This is a genomic window from Bacillus sp. SIMBA_008 (assembly GCF_046535495.1).
GTDB lineage: Bacteria > Bacillota > Bacilli > Bacillales > Bacillaceae > Bacillus > Bacillus subtilis.
In genome coordinates this window covers 278,088-296,175 of sequence record NZ_JAWRWL010000005.1, presented here as the reverse complement: position 1 = coordinate 296,175, position 18,088 = coordinate 278,088, and the positions used below count along the sequence as shown (strand labels likewise).

The 18,088-nt window shown below is 45.2% G+C and carries 16 protein-coding genes and 4 tRNA genes; 16 read left to right on the top strand and 4 right to left on the bottom strand.

Annotation, left to right across the window (positions count from 1 at the left end; genetic code table 11):
* The first annotated feature begins 12 nt into the window (after positions 1 to 12).
* Both gdpP and rplI read left to right on the top strand, forming a co-directional pair.
* On the top strand, positions 13 to 1,992 hold the full coding sequence (gdpP, locus tag SB658_RS17780) for a cyclic-di-AMP phosphodiesterase GdpP (protein WP_119899996.1): 1,980 nt from the start codon (positions 13 to 15) through the stop codon (positions 1,990 to 1,992).
* The gene (gene rplI / locus SB658_RS17775) at positions 1,989 to 2,438 is read left to right on the top strand and encodes a 50S ribosomal protein L9 (protein ID WP_003226915.1); all 450 of its coding nucleotides are present in this window, start codon (positions 1,989 to 1,991) and stop codon (positions 2,436 to 2,438) included. The genes gdpP and rplI overlap by 4 nt, the downstream gene beginning before the upstream one ends.
* A 36-nt stretch (positions 2,439 to 2,474) precedes the next feature.
* Here rplI and SB658_RS17770 read toward each other — a convergent pair whose 3' ends face one another.
* The 3 genes from SB658_RS17770 to SB658_RS17760 all read right to left on the bottom strand — a co-directional run bounded on the left by SB658_RS17770 (position 2,475) and on the right by SB658_RS17760 (position 6,058).
* Entirely contained in the window at positions 2,475 to 4,532 is a 2,058-nt protein-coding gene (locus SB658_RS17770) for a glycosyltransferase family 39 protein (protein ID WP_003242651.1), read from the bottom strand.
* Between the two features lie 104 nt (positions 4,533 to 4,636).
* Positions 4,637 to 5,845, bottom strand: coding sequence for a CynX/NimT family MFS transporter (locus SB658_RS17765; RefSeq protein ID WP_003226917.1), 1,209 nt, complete (start codon positions 5,843 to 5,845; stop codon positions 4,637 to 4,639).
* Positions 5,846 to 5,917: 72 nt separating this feature from the next.
* Positions 5,918 to 6,058 (bottom strand): YycC family protein, encoded by a 141-nt coding sequence (locus SB658_RS17760; RefSeq protein ID WP_003242786.1) that lies wholly within the window; start codon positions 6,056 to 6,058, stop codon positions 5,918 to 5,920.
* Between the two features lie 120 nt (positions 6,059 to 6,178).
* On the opposite strand from SB658_RS17760, the gene SB658_RS17755 reads away from it, so the two are divergent.
* A complete protein-coding gene (locus SB658_RS17755; protein ID WP_003244312.1) occupies positions 6,179 to 6,382 on the top strand; it encodes a hypothetical protein in 204 nt (67 codons plus the stop codon).
* Positions 6,383 to 6,429: 47 nt separating this feature from the next.
* Here the strand turns inward: SB658_RS17755 and SB658_RS17750 are convergent, their stop codons facing one another.
* Positions 6,430 to 6,630, bottom strand: coding sequence for a DUF2188 domain-containing protein (locus tag SB658_RS17750; RefSeq protein ID WP_003226922.1), 201 nt, complete (start codon positions 6,628 to 6,630; stop codon positions 6,430 to 6,432).
* Between the two features lie 169 nt (positions 6,631 to 6,799).
* On the opposite strand from SB658_RS17750, the gene dnaB reads away from it, so the two are divergent.
* The 13 genes from dnaB to htrC all read left to right on the top strand — a co-directional run bounded on the left by dnaB (position 6,800) and on the right by htrC (position 18,069).
* On the top strand, positions 6,800 to 8,164 hold the full coding sequence (dnaB, locus tag SB658_RS17745; RefSeq protein ID WP_003226923.1) for a replicative DNA helicase: 1,365 nt from the start codon (positions 6,800 to 6,802) through the stop codon (positions 8,162 to 8,164).
* Positions 8,165 to 8,284: 120 nt separating this feature from the next.
* Positions 8,285 to 8,704: a VOC family protein gene (locus SB658_RS17740; RefSeq protein WP_003243491.1), complete on the top strand. Its 420-nt coding sequence runs from the start codon at positions 8,285 to 8,287 to the stop codon at positions 8,702 to 8,704.
* 205 nt (positions 8,705 to 8,909) lie between these two features.
* On the top strand, positions 8,910 to 10,202 hold the full coding sequence (gene purA / locus SB658_RS17735) for an adenylosuccinate synthase (protein WP_003243325.1): 1,293 nt from the start codon (positions 8,910 to 8,912) through the stop codon (positions 10,200 to 10,202).
* 224 nt (positions 10,203 to 10,426) lie between these two features.
* A tRNA-Lys gene (locus SB658_RS17730) sits at positions 10,427 to 10,502 on the top strand.
* Positions 10,503 to 10,511: 9 nt separating this feature from the next.
* Positions 10,512 to 10,583, top strand: a tRNA-Glu gene (locus SB658_RS17725).
* Between the two features lie 81 nt (positions 10,584 to 10,664).
* A tRNA-Asp gene (locus SB658_RS17720) sits at positions 10,665 to 10,741 on the top strand.
* Between the two features lie 35 nt (positions 10,742 to 10,776).
* Positions 10,777 to 10,849, top strand: a tRNA-Phe gene (locus SB658_RS17715).
* 383 nt (positions 10,850 to 11,232) lie between these two features.
* Entirely contained in the window at positions 11,233 to 11,940 is a 708-nt protein-coding gene (walR, locus tag SB658_RS17710; protein ID WP_003244363.1) for a cell wall metabolism DNA-binding response regulator WalR, read from the top strand.
* Positions 11,941 to 11,947: 7 nt separating this feature from the next.
* On the top strand, positions 11,948 to 13,783 hold the full coding sequence (gene walK / locus SB658_RS17705; RefSeq protein ID WP_009968432.1) for a cell wall metabolism sensor histidine kinase WalK: 1,836 nt from the start codon (positions 11,948 to 11,950) through the stop codon (positions 13,781 to 13,783).
* On the top strand, positions 13,773 to 15,140 hold the full coding sequence (gene walH / locus SB658_RS17700) for a WalRK two-component regulatory system regulator WalH (RefSeq protein ID WP_003242498.1): 1,368 nt from the start codon (positions 13,773 to 13,775) through the stop codon (positions 15,138 to 15,140). The genes walK and walH overlap by 11 nt, the downstream gene beginning before the upstream one ends.
* Positions 15,127 to 15,969 carry a WalRK two-component regulatory system regulator WalI gene (gene walI / locus SB658_RS17695; protein WP_003244037.1) on the top strand — a complete coding sequence of 281 codons (843 nt, stop codon included), beginning with the start codon at positions 15,127 to 15,129 and terminating at the stop codon, positions 15,967 to 15,969. The genes walH and walI overlap by 14 nt, the downstream gene beginning before the upstream one ends.
* A 21-nt stretch (positions 15,970 to 15,990) precedes the next feature.
* Entirely contained in the window at positions 15,991 to 16,785 is a 795-nt protein-coding gene (locus tag SB658_RS17690; protein ID WP_003242676.1) for an MBL fold metallo-hydrolase, read from the top strand.
* An 81-nt stretch (positions 16,786 to 16,866) separates the two neighbouring features.
* Positions 16,867 to 18,069, top strand: coding sequence for a serine protease HtrC (gene htrC, locus SB658_RS17685; RefSeq protein WP_009969578.1), 1,203 nt, complete (start codon positions 16,867 to 16,869; stop codon positions 18,067 to 18,069).
* Positions 18,070 to 18,088 lie beyond the last annotated feature (19 nt).

Here is an 18,088-nt window from a genome sequence, read left to right as displayed (position 1 = left end):
GGAGTGATAGAAATGCCAAGCTTTTATGAAAAACCGCTGTTTCGGTATCCCATCTATGCATTGATTGCTCTGTCAATTATTACAATCCTCATCAGCTTTTATTTTAACTGGATATTAGGAACCGTCGAAGTGCTGCTGCTGGCAGTTATTTTGTTTTTTATTAAGCGTGCTGATTCTCTTATTCGAAAAGAGATTGATGCTTATATTTCTACGTTGTCCTACAGGTTGAAAAAAGTCGGTGAAGAGGCATTGATGGAAATGCCGATTGGAATCATGCTTTTTAATGACCAATATTATATAGAATGGGCAAATCCGTTTCTTTCCTCTTGCTTCAATGAAAGCACTTTAGTGGGGAGATCACTTTACGATACTTGTGAATCGGTAGTGCCGCTTATCAAACAAGAGGTGGAATCGGAAACGGTTACATTGAATGACCGCAAGTTTAGGGTTGTCATCAAACGGGATGAGCGTCTCTTATATTTCTTTGATGTAACAGAACAAATTCAGATTGAAAAGCTATATGAAAACGAAAGAACCGTCCTGGCATATATTTTCCTTGATAACTATGATGATGTGACACAAGGATTGGATGACCAGACGAGAAGCACGATGAACAGCCAGGTGACATCTTTGCTGAACGCTTGGGCGCAGGAGTACGGGATCTTCTTGAAAAGGACGTCTTCAGAACGCTTTATCGCTGTACTTAATGAACACATCTTAACTGAACTCGAAAATTCGAAGTTTTCGATTCTTGATGAAGTGCGGGAAAAAACCTCGTTTGACGGTGTAGCGCTGACGTTAAGCGTCGGTGTCGGGGCTTCAGTCTCTTCCCTGAAAGAACTTGGCGATTTGGCGCAATCCAGCTTGGACTTAGCACTGGGACGCGGCGGAGACCAGGTAGCCATTAAGCTGCCAAACGGCAAGGTGAAGTTTTACGGCGGTAAAACAAACCCAATGGAGAAACGAACAAGGGTGCGGGCCCGCGTGATTTCTCACGCCTTAAAGGAAATCGTCACCGAAAGCAGCAATGTGATTATCATGGGGCATAAATTCCCCGACATGGATTCTATCGGCGCAGCGATCGGGATTTTAAAGGTGGCTCAGGCAAATAACAAAGATGGTTTTATCGTGATTGACCCAAACCAAATCGGATCAAGTGTGCAGCGTTTGATTGGGGAAATCAAAAAATATGAAGAACTGTGGTCAAGATTTATTACGCCTGAAGAAGCAATGGAGATTTCCAATGATGACACACTGCTTGTGATCGTTGATACACATAAGCCGTCACTCGTCATGGAGGAACGGCTGGTCAATAAAATTGAACATATCGTGGTCATCGACCATCACCGAAGAGGTGAGGAGTTTATCAGAGATCCGCTGCTCGTTTATATGGAACCATACGCTTCTTCCACAGCGGAATTGGTGACAGAGCTGCTTGAATATCAGCCGAAGCGCTTAAAAATCAATATGATTGAAGCAACAGCCCTATTAGCTGGTATAATAGTGGATACAAAGAGCTTTTCTCTCCGCACGGGCTCGCGGACTTTCGATGCGGCTTCTTATTTAAGGGCAAAAGGCGCCGACACGGTGCTGGTGCAGAAGTTTCTGAAAGAAACCGTTGATTCCTATATTAAACGGGCGAAGCTGATCCAGCATACGGTCCTCTATAAAGATAACATTGCGATTGCTTCTCTTCCTGAAAATGAAGAGGAATACTTCGATCAAGTGCTGATTGCGCAGGCTGCCGATTCGCTGCTATCGATGAGTGAGGTTGAGGCTTCATTTGCGGTGGCGAGACGGGATGAACAAACGGTTTGTATCAGTGCTCGGTCGCTTGGCGAGGTAAATGTTCAGATCATCATGGAGGCCCTGGAAGGCGGAGGGCATTTAACAAATGCGGCGACTCAGTTGTCCGGCATTTCAGTTTCTGAAGCGCTGGAACGGCTGAAGCACGCCATAGATGAGTATTTTGAGGGAGGCGTACAGAGATGAAGGTTATTTTCTTACAAGATGTAAAAGGAAAAGGAAAAAAAGGCGAAGTCAAAAACGTAGCAGACGGTTATGCGCATAACTTTCTAATTAAAAAAGGCCTCGCGGTTGAAGCGAACGCTTCAAACATCAGCGCGTTAAACGGACAAAAGCAGAAAGAGAAAAAAGAAGCCATTGCTGAGCTTGAGCAGGCTAAGAGCTTGAAAGAGACATTAGAAAAACTGACTGTTGAGCTTAGCGCAAAATCAGGTGAGGGCGGCCGTTTATTTGGTTCAGTGACAAGCAAGCAAATCACTGAACAGCTCCAAAAAGACCATAACATTAAAGTAGATAAGCGGAAGCTTGAACTGCCGGACGGCATTCGTGCATTAGGATATACAAACGTGCCTGTGAAGCTGCATCCTGAAGTGCAGGCTGTGTTAAAGGTACATGTAAAAGAAGAAGCTTAATAGAAAAGAGGCTTGGATTCATCCAAGCCTCTTTTTTTATTCCACGAGATAAAGAGTTTGCTGGCTTTCTCCGCCAGGTCCTCTTCGCATTCCCTGCACGCTGTTTGTGCTGCTGGAGGAACCGCTGTACTCGTCAGATGTTATTTCTTTTCCGTTTTTCTTAATCCAGGAAACAAGTTCGCTGTTGCCTGAGTTGTTTTCTGACAGAAGGAAGTATTTCACTTTGCCTTCTTTGATCAGTTTTTTCAGTTCCGACACAGTCAGAATGGGATCCGTGCCGTTAAACCCGCCCATTGCCATAACAGATTCATTTTCGTAAATGATGTATGGCGCAGCTGTTACGGTTGTCAAAGTAGCAAATAAATACTCTTCGCCGGTATTGTGTTTTCTCAGATAGGACAGGAGCCCGCTGTCGACCTCTGAAGAGAACATGTTCCCGCCGTTTGCTGAGCCTTTGAGCTGCGGGCCGGATTCAGGAAGGACGCTGTTGCCACCGTATAGAAGCGGCGTTGCTGACCAGTAAACTGGTGTGAGAAGCAGAACGCACAAGCTGATGATGGTCAGCAGCTTACTGAACGGATGGCTGCGTTTAAGCATCAGAAGTGCAAGGGTGATGCCCAGTCCTAAGAGCCCCAGGACATACATCCATACACTGCCGATTTGGCTTGTATAAGCGCTCAGAATATACACCTGAAACACGGCTGTGATCAAGACGGCTGCCGGCAGAAGATAGCTGGACCAGTCTTTATTATTTTTGTATAAGCGGTGCATCGTATACCATCCGATACCAGAAAGGGCGGCAATCGGCGGTGCCAGCATAATCAAATAATACTGGTGGAAGAATCCTGCGATGCTGAAGAAACCAGCCACGGGAACAAGCCAAGCCGCCCAGAATAGCGTTTCTTTCATTTTAGCAGCATGTCCGCGGCGATCACGGTACCAGCTGATGATTGCGCCCAGTAATCCGATCAATGAGAATGGAAGCATCCAGCTGATTTGGCCGGAAAGTGCTGATTGGAAGAGACGAAGCGGTCCAGGATCACCGGTGCCGAACATATTCACGCTTTTTCCGCCTCCGCCGCCAGGCCCTCCATTTCCAGGTCCGTTGCCACCTGTGGGAGGTGTGCCTCCGCCTCCATTGAGAGCGCCGGTTTGTCCGTTAGGCGGCTGAGGCGCCTGTGAATGGTTTCCGAATGATTGATTACCGTTCTGAGAAAAAGATGAACCGTTGCCATTTGGCGCTTGCATGTTGTCTTGATTCTGCATGTTCCCTCCGCCAGCAGCATTCATATCACCCTTTGCAAGGCCCGTAGTTTGCCCAAACAGACGCTCTGTGCCGTTGTAGCCAAAGGCCAGTTCTAGCACTGAGTTAGTCTGGCTGCTTCCTACATAAGGCCGGCTTGAGGAAGAGGCTGAATCCACTGCAATCGCCCATGAGAGTGAAAGGCCTGTCAGAAGGACAAGAGACAGAAGCAGGGACCCGATTTTTTTCTTCAGAGAAACCCGAGATGCAATCAGGTAGAATAACACAAATGCAGGCAATACCATAAACGCTTGCATCATCTTCATATTAAAGGCGAGCCCAATCAGGGCAAATGCCGTCAGCAGCCAAACCAGCTTGCCTTGTTTTACTGCCCTAAGCAGACAAGTTGAACCGAGCAATAAGGTAAAAACAAGCATGCTGTCGATATTGTTTGTCCGGCTGACAGCTACTGCGATAGGGGTCAGTGCCATGACAAGTGCGGCAATGCGGGCCGCTCCAACTCCAAAAGTCGGCTTAACCATTCTGTAGAGAAGGAAGACAGATCCAACTCCGGCAAGAGCCTGGGGAATGATGACACTCCACGTGTGAACACCGAAAATCAGTGCGAAAATCGTTTGAATCCATAACACGACAGGAGGCTTATCTACTGTCACAAATCCAGAAGGGTCAAATGACGCATAAAAAAAGTTATGGAAGCTTTGCGTCATGCTTTTTACAGCCGCCAAATAGTACTGGTTTGCTGTATCATCCTGCCAAATGTGATACGTATTCAAAAAAGCTGCTGCTAGCAAAATAAGAATAAGGGCTGCGTCGAATCGTTTGGTTTTCATCGTTTTTCACCTCTTTATGGTGTCTCATTGTAAAAAACAAATATGAAAAACTTATGAATAAACCATAAATATTCAAAGAAAAAAGCGGAGATATCTTCCCCGCTTTATGCTGAATTTCTTTGTTTTTCTGACTGGAAAATGTATCGATCTCGTCCGGCTCCCTGTCCGGCTGCTCCCATTACGATCAGGGCAGCAATGAGAAGCACAATCGGCATCGTCCAAGAATGCGTCTGGTCAAAGAGATAGCCGACAAAGATTGGCCCGACTGCTGCCAGCAGGTAGCCGAATGACTGAGACATGCCTGACAGCGCAGCGGCCTGTTGGGCATTTTCACTGCGGAGACCAATCAAAGTAAGGGCCAGACTAATGCTGGAGCCTTGTCCGATACCGATAATGATCATCCAGATGGCAAGCAATGTATGGCTTCCGCCCGCTAATAATCCGCAAAGGCCGATCAGATAAACTGAGGCCAGCGCCGCAACGATACCGCGCTGCTGTTTCACACGGTCAGCTAAAACTGGCGTCAGAAAAGTGGAAGGCAGACTCGCAAATTGCATGAGTGATACCATCCATCCGGCTGTTGCCGTATCAATCCCGTGTGAACGGAGAATTTCAGGAAACCAAGCGATGCTGCTGTAAAATAAAAACGATTGCAGGCCCATAAAGATGGTGACATACCATGCCATTTTGGAAGCCCAAATGGAACTGGATTGCAGCTTCATTGTCTGGTTTGCCGTATCTCGATGGCGCAGCTGAGGTATCCAGATTAGCAATGCAAGTAAAGCCAGCCCGCCCCATAAGAGAAAGGCTTGTTTCCATCCGCCATTCATCTGGGTCGCTAAAGGAACGCTGACACCCGATGCTAAAGCTGCGAATATATTCATTGATGTCGTATACAGGCTGATCATGATCCCTGGCTTTTCAGGGTATTTATGTTTGATTAAGCTTGGCAAAAGTACGTTACCAATCGCAATCCCGACGCCGATAAGTGCTGTTCCGAAAAACAAAGCGGCAGTATAGCCGGTAGAACGAGTCAGAACACCGATCAGCAGTATCACGAGACCTAGCCATAAAGTTCGCTCATTACCGAGGCGCTGTCCAAGCTTAGGTGCAAGCGGAGAAAGAACTGCAAACGAAAGCAGCGGCAGTGCGGTCAAAAAACCGGCTGCCCCATTGGACATGTGCAGCTCTGCCCGGATAGAGCTGATGACCGGACCGACTGAAGTGATCGCGGGCCGTAAGTTAAAGGCGATAAAGATAATGCCGGTGATCAGCCAAAATGATTGGATTTTTTTATTATGTGGATGTGGCAAAGCAGTTACTCCTCTTTTCTAACATATACATGATATTATCCCGAAACAGGTAAGCAAGTATGTGAATGAAGGCTATGATTTGTCCTCTTTTTGCAGTTCAGCCATTTTGGCAAGCAGAATATGCTGAGGCATATGCATGATCTGTTCAAGCGGCAGATTCAAGGACTCTGCAAGCTTTTGTGCAGTTTCGGCAGAAATTTGCAAAGGTCTCACAAAAGATCCCTCCTCTCTTCTGTCCATTGTACAAGAATCAGATGTGAAATGTAAGAAGATGTCACAAAGGAATAGAGCAATCGGAAAATGACCGTTATAAAAGAGGTAAGGAGGGTTCTTATGCACGCACCGTTATCCTTATTAAAACAAATGCTGAAGGAACACCAAATAGACACTGAAAAAGCTGTCACTTTCGAAGAATATATAGCAATGAGGTTAAAGCTTCAGGAGCTGATGGGGAAATTTGCTTCGATCGGGGAGTGGGATCTGTATCAAAAAGCGGCAGATTTGATGATGCACATAGGCATCCAATGGATGAAATAAACCGATAACCGCTAAAAAACCCTCGCTGCAGCGAAGGCTTTCATTCATTAAAATGAGTGTTCTTCTTCCACATTTTTAAACTGGTCATAAATTACAAGCTTAGACGGACTGTTTTCCTTAGCCACCTGTTTGGCCTTTTCAATAGCGGCGTCTTTAGACGTATACAAAGCTGTCGGCGCTACATTCTCCACCTCAATAAACCAGCCGTCCGCATCAACATTAGGTGTAATCGCATATTTCTTTATCATCTTTCATTCCTCCCTTATGTTTTATTGCATTTTTCCCGCCTTGTTACTGTCCGAAACGATCCAATCTGCTAACTGAAAAAAACAGGAAACAGACAATTTTTCTATTTTTTTTCTGTAGAAATGGTAGAATGGAGGTTGGAGATTTTTTAATGAGAGGACGGTGCTTAGCATGACAGACCTTCTGAATGACCGGCTTCCTCCGCAAAATATAGAAGCCGAACAAGCCGTGTTAGGCGCTATTTTTTTACAGCCGTCTGCTTTAACACTGGCTTCAGAAGTATTGATTCCAGATGATTTCTATAGAATGTCCCACCAAAAAATCTATAATGCGATGCTGGTGCTCGGTGACCGAGGTGAACCGGTTGATCTGGTGACAGTTACATCAGAGCTTGCGAACACAGACCTGCTGGAAGAAGTAGGCGGTATTTCATATTTGACAGATATCGCAAACTCGGTGCCGACAGCGGCTAACATAGAATATTACGCGAAAATCGTTGAGGAAAAATCGATTCTTCGCCGATTAATCAGAACTGCGACAACGATTGCTCAAGACGGGTATACCCGTGAGGATGAGGTCGAGGATTTACTCAGTGAAGCGGAAAAAACGATTATGGAAGTGGCACAGCGCAAAAACACGAGTGCCTTCCAAAATATTAAGGACGTCCTTGTCCAGACCTATGATAATATCGAACAGCTTCACAATCGAAAAGGTGATATCACGGGAATTCCAACAGGGTTTACGGAGCTTGACCGGATGACTGCGGGTTTCCAGCGCAACGACTTGATCATTGTGGCTGCCCGTCCTTCAGTAGGGAAAACAGCCTTTGCCCTGAACATCGCACAAAACGTGGCGACGAAGACCGATGAGAGCGTAGCGATTTTCAGTCTTGAGATGGGTGCCGAGCAGCTCGTTATGCGTATGCTCTGTGCCGAGGGAAATATCAATGCCCAGAATCTCCGTACAGGTAACCTGACCGAAGAGGATTGGGGCAAGCTGACGATGGCAATGGGAAGCCTATCGAACAGCGGGATTTACATCGATGATACACCGGGTATTCGAGTGAGTGAAATCCGTGCCAAGTGCCGCCGCTTGAAGCAGGAAAGCGGGCTGGGCATGATTTTGATCGATTACCTGCAATTGATTCAGGGAAGCGGTCGTTCAAAGGACAACCGTCAGCAGGAAGTATCTGAAATTTCCCGTGAACTGAAGTCGATTGCGAGGGAGCTGCAAGTCCCTGTTATCGCGCTTTCTCAGCTTTCCAGGGGTGTTGAGCAGCGTCAGGATAAACGTCCGATGATGTCTGATATCCGGGAATCAGGAAGTATCGAGCAGGACGCGGATATTGTCGCGTTCCTTTATCGTGATGACTACTATGACAAAGAAACCGAGAATAAAAATATTATCGAAATTATTATCGCCAAACAGCGTAACGGCCCGGTAGGAACCGTGTCTCTTGCGTTCGTAAAAGAATACAACAAATTCGTCAACCTGGAACGGCGTTTTGATGACGCAGGCGTTCCGCCCGGCGCATAAGCCCCAAGAGCTGCTCTTGGGGTTTTTTTCATTCGAAAGATGGAAGAAATGACGTTCGCTCAGCGGATGAAAAATTGAAAGCGTTTTAATAAAATGGTGCAAAAAGGAGATGGTAACAATATGGGAAAACGTTTTTCGTCTTTTCAAGCAGCACAAATCCGAATTGCGCGTCCTACGGGCCAGCTTGATGAGATTATTCGTTTTTACGAAGAGGGACTGTGTTTGAAACGAATAGGAGAATTTTCACAGCATAACGGGTATGACGGTGTCATGTTCGGCCTTCCTCATGCCGATTATCATTTGGAATTCACCCAGTATGAAGGGGGAAGCACTGCCCCCGTTCCCCATCCCGACAGCCTTCTTGTTTTTTATGTGCCGAATGCAGTTGAACTGGCAGCGATCACTTCAAAGCTAAAGCACATGGGCTATCAAGAGGTCGAATCAGAGAACCCGTACTGGAGCAATGGGGGCGTGACGATAGAGGACCCGGACGGCTGGCGGATCGTTTTTATGAATTCAAAAGGGATATCAGGCAAGTGATTCTTTCTTATGCTAAAGGATGAAAGTTTCGCAAGCTTTTTATGACAAAGCAGTGAGAAAACGCTTATAAAACGAATGGAAGCGAACGAATATAGATTTACAATAAATTAATGTTCGGATTTACAATTGACTTTCTGTTTCTTCACTGATAAACTTGATTTGTTTGAATAGAATCGTTTTGAAAGGTTAACGGAGGTGCACGGACATGTCTTCAGTAGTTGTAGTAGGTACGCAATGGGGCGATGAAGGAAAAGGTAAAATTACAGATTTCCTATCAGAAAATGCAGAAGTGATCGCCCGTTATCAAGGCGGAAATAACGCAGGGCATACAATCAAGTTTGACGGAATCACATATAAGCTTCACTTAATCCCGTCTGGAATTTTCTATAAGGATAAAACGTGTGTAATCGGAAACGGAATGGTTGTAGATCCGAAAGCATTAGTCACAGAGCTTGCGTATCTTCATGAGCGCAACGTGAGTACAGATAACCTGAGAATCAGCAACAGAGCTCACGTCATTCTGCCGTATCATTTGAAATTGGATGAAGTGGAAGAAGAGCGTAAAGGGGCTAACAAGATCGGCACAACGAAAAAAGGAATCGGCCCTGCTTACATGGATAAAGCAGCCCGCATCGGAATTCGCATCGCGGATCTGTTAGACCGTGACGCGTTTGCGGAAAAGCTTGAGCGCAATCTTGAAGAAAAAAACCGTCTTCTCGAGAAAATGTACGAGACAGAAGGGTTTAAACTTGAGGATATCTTAGACGAATATTATGAGTACGGACAGCAGATTAAAAAGTATGTTTGCGATACATCTGTTGTCTTAAACGATGCTCTTGATGAAGGGCGCCGTGTATTATTTGAAGGCGCACAAGGGGTTATGCTCGATATCGACCAAGGAACATACCCGTTTGTTACGTCATCTAACCCGGTTGCCGGCGGTGTCACGATCGGTTCTGGTGTCGGCCCGACCAAAATCAAGCACGTTGTCGGTGTATCAAAAGCATATACGACTCGTGTCGGCGACGGTCCTTTTCCGACTGAGCTGAAAGATGAAATCGGCGATCAAATCCGTGAAGTCGGACGCGAATATGGAACAACAACAGGCCGCCCGCGCCGTGTCGGCTGGTTTGACAGCGTTGTTGTCCGCCACGCCCGCCGTGTGAGCGGAATTACAGATCTTTCTCTGAACTCAATTGACGTCCTAGCAGGAATTGAAACGTTGAAAATCTGTGTGGCGTACCGCTACAAAGGCGAAATCATTGAAGAATTCCCAGCAAGTCTTAAGGCACTTGCTGAATGTGAGCCGGTATATGAAGAAATGCCGGGCTGGACTGAGGATATTACAGGTGCGAAGAGCTTGAGCGAGCTTCCGGAAAATGCGCGCCATTATCTTGAGCGTGTGTCTCAGCTGACAGGCATTCCGCTTTCTATTTTCTCTGTCGGTCCAGACCGCTCACAAACAAATGTCCTTCGCAGTGTGTACCGTGCGAACTAAATAGAATATGTCTGCAAGCCCCTATTTAAGGGGCTTGTTTTTTGTTTGAAAGCCGCATATAAGTTGGTCTGAGAAAAAAATATGAAAAAAAACCAAAAAAGTTATTGCCACTTCTATTTGTTCGTGATATTATAAATCTCGTTGTTACGGAAACTGCTTCAATAGAGTACAAGATGAGAACTAGATTTAAGTCGTTTGCTCTATAGAAATTCCGACATCTTTAAGAGCCATTAGCTCAGTTGGTAGAGCATCTGACTTTTAATCAGAGGGTCGAAGGTTCGAGTCCTTCATGGCTCACCATTTCGTGAAGGCCCGTTGGTCAAGCGGTTAAGACACCGCCCTTTCACGGCGGTAACACGGGTTCGAATCCCGTACGGGTCATTGATTTACTTTAGCGTTATTGCTAAATTCCTTATTTGTCTGTGAGAGCTGACACGACAGCTCTCCGGGCAATTACTGTAAGGTCCGGTAGTTCAGTTGGTTAGAATGCCTGCCTGTCACGCAGGAGGTCGCGGGTTCGAGTCCCGTCCGGACCGCCATTTTACTTTACTTAGTAGAGAAAAATAAAACATTTGGCTCGGTAGCTCAGTTGGTAGAGCAACGGACTGAAAATCCGTGTGTCGGCGGTTCGATTCCGTCCCGAGCCACTTACCAAACGCATCTGCAATCGTAGGTGCGTTTTTTCTTTTAGGAAAAAGGCAAACATGAGGAGTGTTATAATAGAAGAAAAAGGGAGAACCGGCCCTGCGGCCGGTTCAAAGAAGAAGACGTCATTGATAAAGACGCACTCCGGTGAGGGGAGGTTTCAATAAAGTTATCTTTTTTAAAAAAAGTTGACCAGCATGACAATAGATAAACAACTGGCGATAAAGGTGAAACATGTGTTTTTTTTCTAAACCTTTATTTTTTTTATCTTTTGACCTTAAACCGTTATAATAGACAAGGACCCATTCTTTACATGGGCCATAAGTGATGAAACGAATGTTATATAGATGAAATGAAGTCATTCGGCAGGAGGAAAATCAAAATGATGGATAAAAAGATCCTTGTAGTAGATGATGAAAAACCGATTGCAGATATATTGGAATTTAACTTAAGAAAAGAAGGCTATGAAGTGCACTGTGCCCACGACGGAAACGAAGCCGTTGAAATGGTAGAAGAGCTTCAGCCTGATTTAATTCTTTTAGATATTATGCTCCCAAATAAAGACGGCGTTGAAGTATGCCGCGAAGTCAGAAAGAAATACGATATGCCAATCATTATGCTGACGGCTAAGGATTCAGAAATTGACAAGGTTATCGGGCTTGAAATCGGTGCTGATGACTATGTCACAAAACCATTCAGCACACGCGAGCTCTTGGCGCGTGTAAAAGCGAACCTGCGCCGCCAGCTGACAACAGCGCCTGCGGAGGAAGAGCCTTCCTCTAACGAGATTCATATCGGCTCTCTCGTCATCTTCCCTGACGCGTACGTTGTATCAAAACGAGACGAAACAATCGAATTGACTCATCGTGAGTTCGAATTGCTTCATTATTTAGCAAAACATATCGGACAAGTGATGACCCGTGAACATTTGCTTCAAACCGTTTGGGGCTATGATTACTTCGGCGATGTCAGAACGGTTGACGTAACAGTCCGCCGGCTTCGTGAAAAAATCGAGGACAACCCGAGCCATCCAAATTGGATCGTCACACGCCGTGGTGTAGGTTATTACTTGAGAAACCCAGAACAGGACTAATGCCCATATGAATAAGGTTGGTTTTTTTCGGTCGATCCAATTTAAGATTACCTTGATTTATGTGCTTTTGATTATCATTGCCATGCAAATCATTGGTGTGTATTTTGTCAATCAGGTAGAGAAGTCGCTGATCAGCTCTTATGAACAATCGCTGAATCAGCGAATCGACAACCTTTCTTATTATATCGAACAAGAATATAAGAGCGATAACGACAGTACCGTCATAAAGGATGACGTCAGCCGTATTTTGAATGACTTCACGAAAAGTGATGAGGTTCGGGAAATTAGCTTTGTAGATAAAAGCTATGAAGTGGTCGGTTCTTCAAAGCCGTACGGTGAGGAAGTGGCTGGGAAACAAACGACCGATCTGATTTTCAAAAGAATTTTTTCTACCAAACAGTCGTATTTAAGAAAATATTATGACCCGAAAAGCAAAATCAGAGTTCTTATTTCCGCGAAGCCTGTCATGACTGAAAACCAAGAGGTTGTCGGCGCGATCTATGTTGTCGCGAGTATGGAAGATGTCTTTAATCAAATGAAGACGATCAACACGATATTGGCGTCCGGCACAGGTTTGGCACTTGTTTTGACGGCTCTTCTCGGTATTTTTCTGGCAAGAACCATTACCCACCCGCTTTCAGATATGCGAAAGCAGGCGATGGAGCTTGCGAAAGGGAATTTCTCGAGGAAGGTTAAAAAGTACGGGCATGATGAAATTGGGCAGCTGGCCACAACGTTTAACCACTTAACGAGAGAGCTTGAAGATGCCCAGGCGATGACTGAAGGAGAACGCAGAAAGCTAGCCTCTGTCATTGCCTATATGACAGACGGCGTAATCGCCACAAACCGAAACGGAGCAATTATTCTCTTAAACAGCCCGGCTCTGGAGCTGTTGAACGTTTCACGTGAAACAGCCTTAGAAATGCCGATTACGAGTTTGCTGGGGCTTCAAGAGAATTATACTTTTGAAGATTTAGTGGAGCAGCAGGATTCTATGCTGCTTGAAATTGAGCGCGATGATGAATTAACGGTGCTTCGCGTGAATTTCTCTGTGATTCAAAGGGAACACGGCAAAATTGATGGTTTAATCGCTGTCATTTACGATGTAACCGAACAAGAGAAAATGGATCAGGAACGCAGAGAATTCGTTGCGAATGTATCACATGAGCTGCGGACGCCGCTTACGACAATGCGCAGCTATTTAGAAGCGTTAGCTGAAGGCGCGTGGGAAAATAAAGACATTGCTCCGCGCTTCTTAATGGTGACGCAAAATGAAACAGAGCGTATGATCCGGCTTGTCAATGATCTGCTTCAGCTGTCGAAATTTGACAGTAAAGATTATCAATTTAACCGGGAATGGATTCAGATTGTCCGGTTTATGTCACTTATTATTGACCGTTTTGAAATGACAAAAGAGCAGCATGTGGAGTTTATCCGCAATCTGCCGGACAGAGATCTGTATGTCGAGATTGACCAGGATAAAATAACGCAGGTGCTCGATAATATTATTTCTAACGCTTTAAAATATTCACCGGAAGGCGGACATGTCACGTTCTCGATTGATGTCAATGAAGAGGAAGAACTTCTCTATATCAGCGTGAAGGATGAAGGGATCGGCATTCCGAAAAAAGATGTCGAAAAAGTCTTTGACCGCTTCTACAGGGTGGATAAAGCGAGAACGAGAAAGCTTGGCGGCACCGGTCTGGGATTGGCGATTGCCAAGGAAATGGTACAGGCGCACGGTGGAGATATTTGGGCGGACAGCATAGAAGGAAAAGGCACGACGATTACATTTACTCTTCCATATAAAGAGGAACAAGAGGATGATTGGGATGAAGCGTGAAAATATAAAAACGATATTACTTACGGTACTCGTCGTCATCAGTCTTGTTTTTACATGGGGGATATGGACGTTCCAGCCAAACTTTTCTGAAGGCTCATCCTCAACAGAGTCTACTGTTCGTGTGAAACATAAAATCGAAAAAACCACCCAAAAGCTGTCTGAAACGGTAAGGCCAAGGGACATGTTTATCCATGATGACGGCGCTCATTACAAAGTGGATGACAATGCCCTCTATGAAGAAATTTGGTCTGACTTGCCGCATTGGGATGTGAAAGGAATTAAAGATATTTCGGATCAGTATGACAAGGCTGGATTCAAAAGCTGGTTTTATGGAATAGGCGGTTCTGAAGCCAAGCTTGACTTGCAATTCAGCGATACGATCCCGATTGATATTTTCCAAACGCTGTTTAAATGGTCTAATCAGTCGTTTGAATACAGTTCGTTTGACCATATTCTGATCCCGTTCAATGAAACAAAAGCGAACAAGAAAATCTATTTGGTGTCATACAGCAAGCAGCTCATTCTTGAAGTGACGGTTGAATCAGCAAACTACCGGAACATTATGAACGACTTGAAAAACAGGCAATCAAATATGCCGGCGTTCAGTTTGTTCTCCATTGGCTCAAAGAAAGAGTTCTTGCTGCCGAACAAACCGCTTACGATGGACAAAAAAGAATTTGTCACAGAATCGATTAAAACAAATACCTTTAAGCAGGCTTTGTTTAGTGATCCGAGCATTGTAAGAGAAGATTCGAATTACAACAACAGAAATGTGCTGACAGATGGGATCAGCCGGTTAGATGTGAATCTAAGCCAGAGACAGGTGCAATTTCAGCAGCGCAATTTGGTGCAGAGCACATCCTATCAAACAGGTGAATTAATCAAAAAGAGCCAAAAATACCTTGAGGATACCGGAAGCTGGACGGATCACTATCAATTTTTCAATATCAATGACAGCCAGCAGTTGAGCTTCTATATTTTTATGGATCAGATCCCGGTCATTAACAGCACCGCCAAACCTTTCGGGGCGACATCGGCGATTACGGTGCAATGGGCGAATGATGATATTCTCAGCTATAAGCGGCCGAATTACAGTCTCGGAACGAATCCGATTAAAACAAGTGAAACAGAGCTCATGGGCGGCAGCGAAGTGAAGATGCTGCTTTCGAAACAAACCGCTTATGATACGGACAAAATTGATCAGATCTTCCTTGCTTATCAATTGGTATCAACATCAACCAACGATGATCCTCTCGTTGAACTGGAACCGGTTTGGGCGATGAAAGTAAATGGAAAAATTGTGCCGATTACAAAGGATTTATTGAGGAAGGAGGGGGCTAACAGTGGAGTGGAATAAGACAAAATCAATCTTCATCGTTGCCTTCCTCATTTTAGATATTTTCTTAGGCTATCAGTTTTTTCAAAAATGGCAGGCTACCGGCAAAGAATATGAAGTCATTAAAAATGATGTCGAGCATGACATGAAGGCCGATCATATCACGTATGAAGGCTTGAATAAGGAAGCAACAGAAGGCTATCGGATCACGGCAAATCAAAAGTCTTTCTCCAAGGAGGAAATTGAGGCGCTGAAGGATCAAAAGCCTTTGATGGACATGCCTAGTGATGATCATAAAGTAACGAGCCTGAAAATGAAGTTTGCAAATCCAATCGCACTATCAAAGAAGGATATCGAGGACGATGCTCAGGCACTTGTTTCTTCGAAAATTCAAGATGGCGAAAAATATAAGCTTTGGAAGGTTGATAAATCGAAGAAAGAAATTATTTTCTTCCAAACGTACGAAGGTCATTATATTTACCAAAAGACCGACAATCCCTCTAATATGATCGGGCAAGTGGTGCTGCACTTAAACGGTAAAAACGAGGTTGTGTCATACGACCAGACTACGCTTGAGACCTTCAAGCAAATCCAGAAAGAAAGCTTAATTACTGAAATGGATGCGGTTGAGCTATTGTACTATCAAAATCAATTAAAAGAATACAGTACTGTGAAGAGCTGTAAATTCGGCTATGTAGCACAATATCCGCTGACAAGTACGCAGGTGCTGGCGCCGGTATGGAGAATTACGGTCGAGTACGAGAAAAAAGTGAACGGTGAGAAAAAGACAGTACAAGAGTATTTTACTGTGAATGCTTTGGAGAGTACGATTTTAGATACAGATCAATGAAAATAATGGAGTGAGACAAACATGAGCTTGCAATTTAGCGTACTTGCGAGCGGGAGTACGGGAAATGCGTTTTACCTCGAAACAGAGGATCACGCATTTTTAGTGGACGCCGGTTTGAGCGGAAAAGCCATGGATGGGCTGATGGCGCAGATCGGGCGTAAGCTGGATGATGTAGACGGCATTTTTGTGACGCATGAGCATAGTGACCATATTAAGGGCCTTGGTGTCGTCGCCAGAAAGTACAAGCTTCCGATCTATGCGAATGAGAAGACTTGGAAAGCGATGGAGAATCAAATCGGCAAAATTGACACCGATCAAAAGTTTGTATTTCCAATGGAGACGGTGAAGTCGTTCGGCGGACTTGATGTTGAATCGTTTGGCGTTTCCCACGATGCGGCGGAACCGATGTTTTATGTATTCCATTATAGCGGCCGAAAGCTCGCGTTAATGACAGATACGGGATATGTCAGCGACCGGATGAAAGGCATTATCCGTTCAGCGAATGTATTTGTGTTTGAAAGCAATCACGATGTCGGTATGCTGCAAATGGGAAGATACCCATGGAGCATTAAGCGGCGGATTTTAAGTGACGTCGGGCACGTGTCAAATGAAGATGCTGCCTTGGCGATGACGGATGTCATTGGCGATGAGACGTCTCGTATTTACCTGGCGCATTTGAGCCAGGACAACAACATGAAGGAGCTGGCAAGAATGTCTGTGCAGCAGACATTGGCTTCTAAAGGATTTGTGACGGGTGAGACATTTGACTTATACGACACCGATCCGAAGAAGGCCACTCCGCTTTGCGCTGTATAATTTTTCTATGTAAATCATGACTATTCTAGGAGTTTCTAACCCACAATATAACCATATTAACGTTCTTGGAAAGGATGGAATATGGTGGATTACGAACGTGAGGAAGAACATACTACTCCTGAACAGCCAAAGAGAAGCAAAAAAGGATATTTTCTTTCGAGTCTGATTGGCGTGATTGTCGGTGCCGTATTAATGGCGTTTATCATGCCGTACCTTTCAAATGAAGGGCTGGATACAGGCGCCTTAGATCAGCAGCAAAACAACAATGGCCGGGAATCAATCAGGACGGTGAATGTCAGTGTCAACAATGCCGTCACCAAGATTGTCAGCAATATGTCGCCCGCCGTTGTCGGTGTTGTGAACATCCAAAAATCAGATATTTGGGGAGAGAGCGGCGAGGCTGGGAGCGGCTCTGGCGTCATCTATAAGAAAAATGACCATTCCGCTTATGTCGTGACCAACCATCATGTCATCGAAGGCGCTTCCCAAATTGAAATCAGCTTGAAAGACGGCTCACGTGTATCAGCTGATCTTGTCGGCAGCGACCAGCTGATGGACCTTGCCGTTTTACGGGTGAAAAGCGATAAGATTAAAGCAGTCGCTGATTTCGGAAATTCAGATAAAGTGAAGTCTGGGGAGCCGGTTATTGCGATCGGGAACCCGTTAGGCCTTGAGTTTGCAGGCTCTGTCACACAAGGCGTCATCTCGGGTACGGAGAGGGCGATCCCAGTAGATTCAAACGGTGATGGACAGCCTGACTGGAACGCTGAAGTCCTGCAAACAGATGCGGCCATTAACCCTGGGAACAGCGGCGGCGCTTTGTTAAATATGGATGGGAAGGTCATTGGCATCAATTCAATGAAAATTGCCGAGTCAGCGGTTGAAGGGATTGGCCTGTCCATTCCGTCTAAGCTCGTGATCCCTGTGATAGAGGATTTAGAGAGATACGGAAAGGTCAAACGCCCGTTCCTTGGCATTGAGATGAAATCGCTAAGTGACATCGCAAGCTATCATTGGGATGAAACATTAAAGCTTCCTAAGAACGTCACCAATGGAGCGGTTGTGATGGGTGTAGACGCCTTTTCACCTGCCGGAAAAGCGGGGCTGAAGGAACTGGATGTCATCACGGAATTTGACGGATACAAAGTAAATGATATTGTTGACCTGCGAAAACGGCTTTATCAGAAAAAAGTCGGTGACCGGGTGAAGGTGAAGTTTTATCGCGGCGGAAAAGAAAAATCTGTTGATATCAAGCTGTCCTCCGCAGACCAATTAGGCAGTTAATAAAAGCAGTCTGGCATCG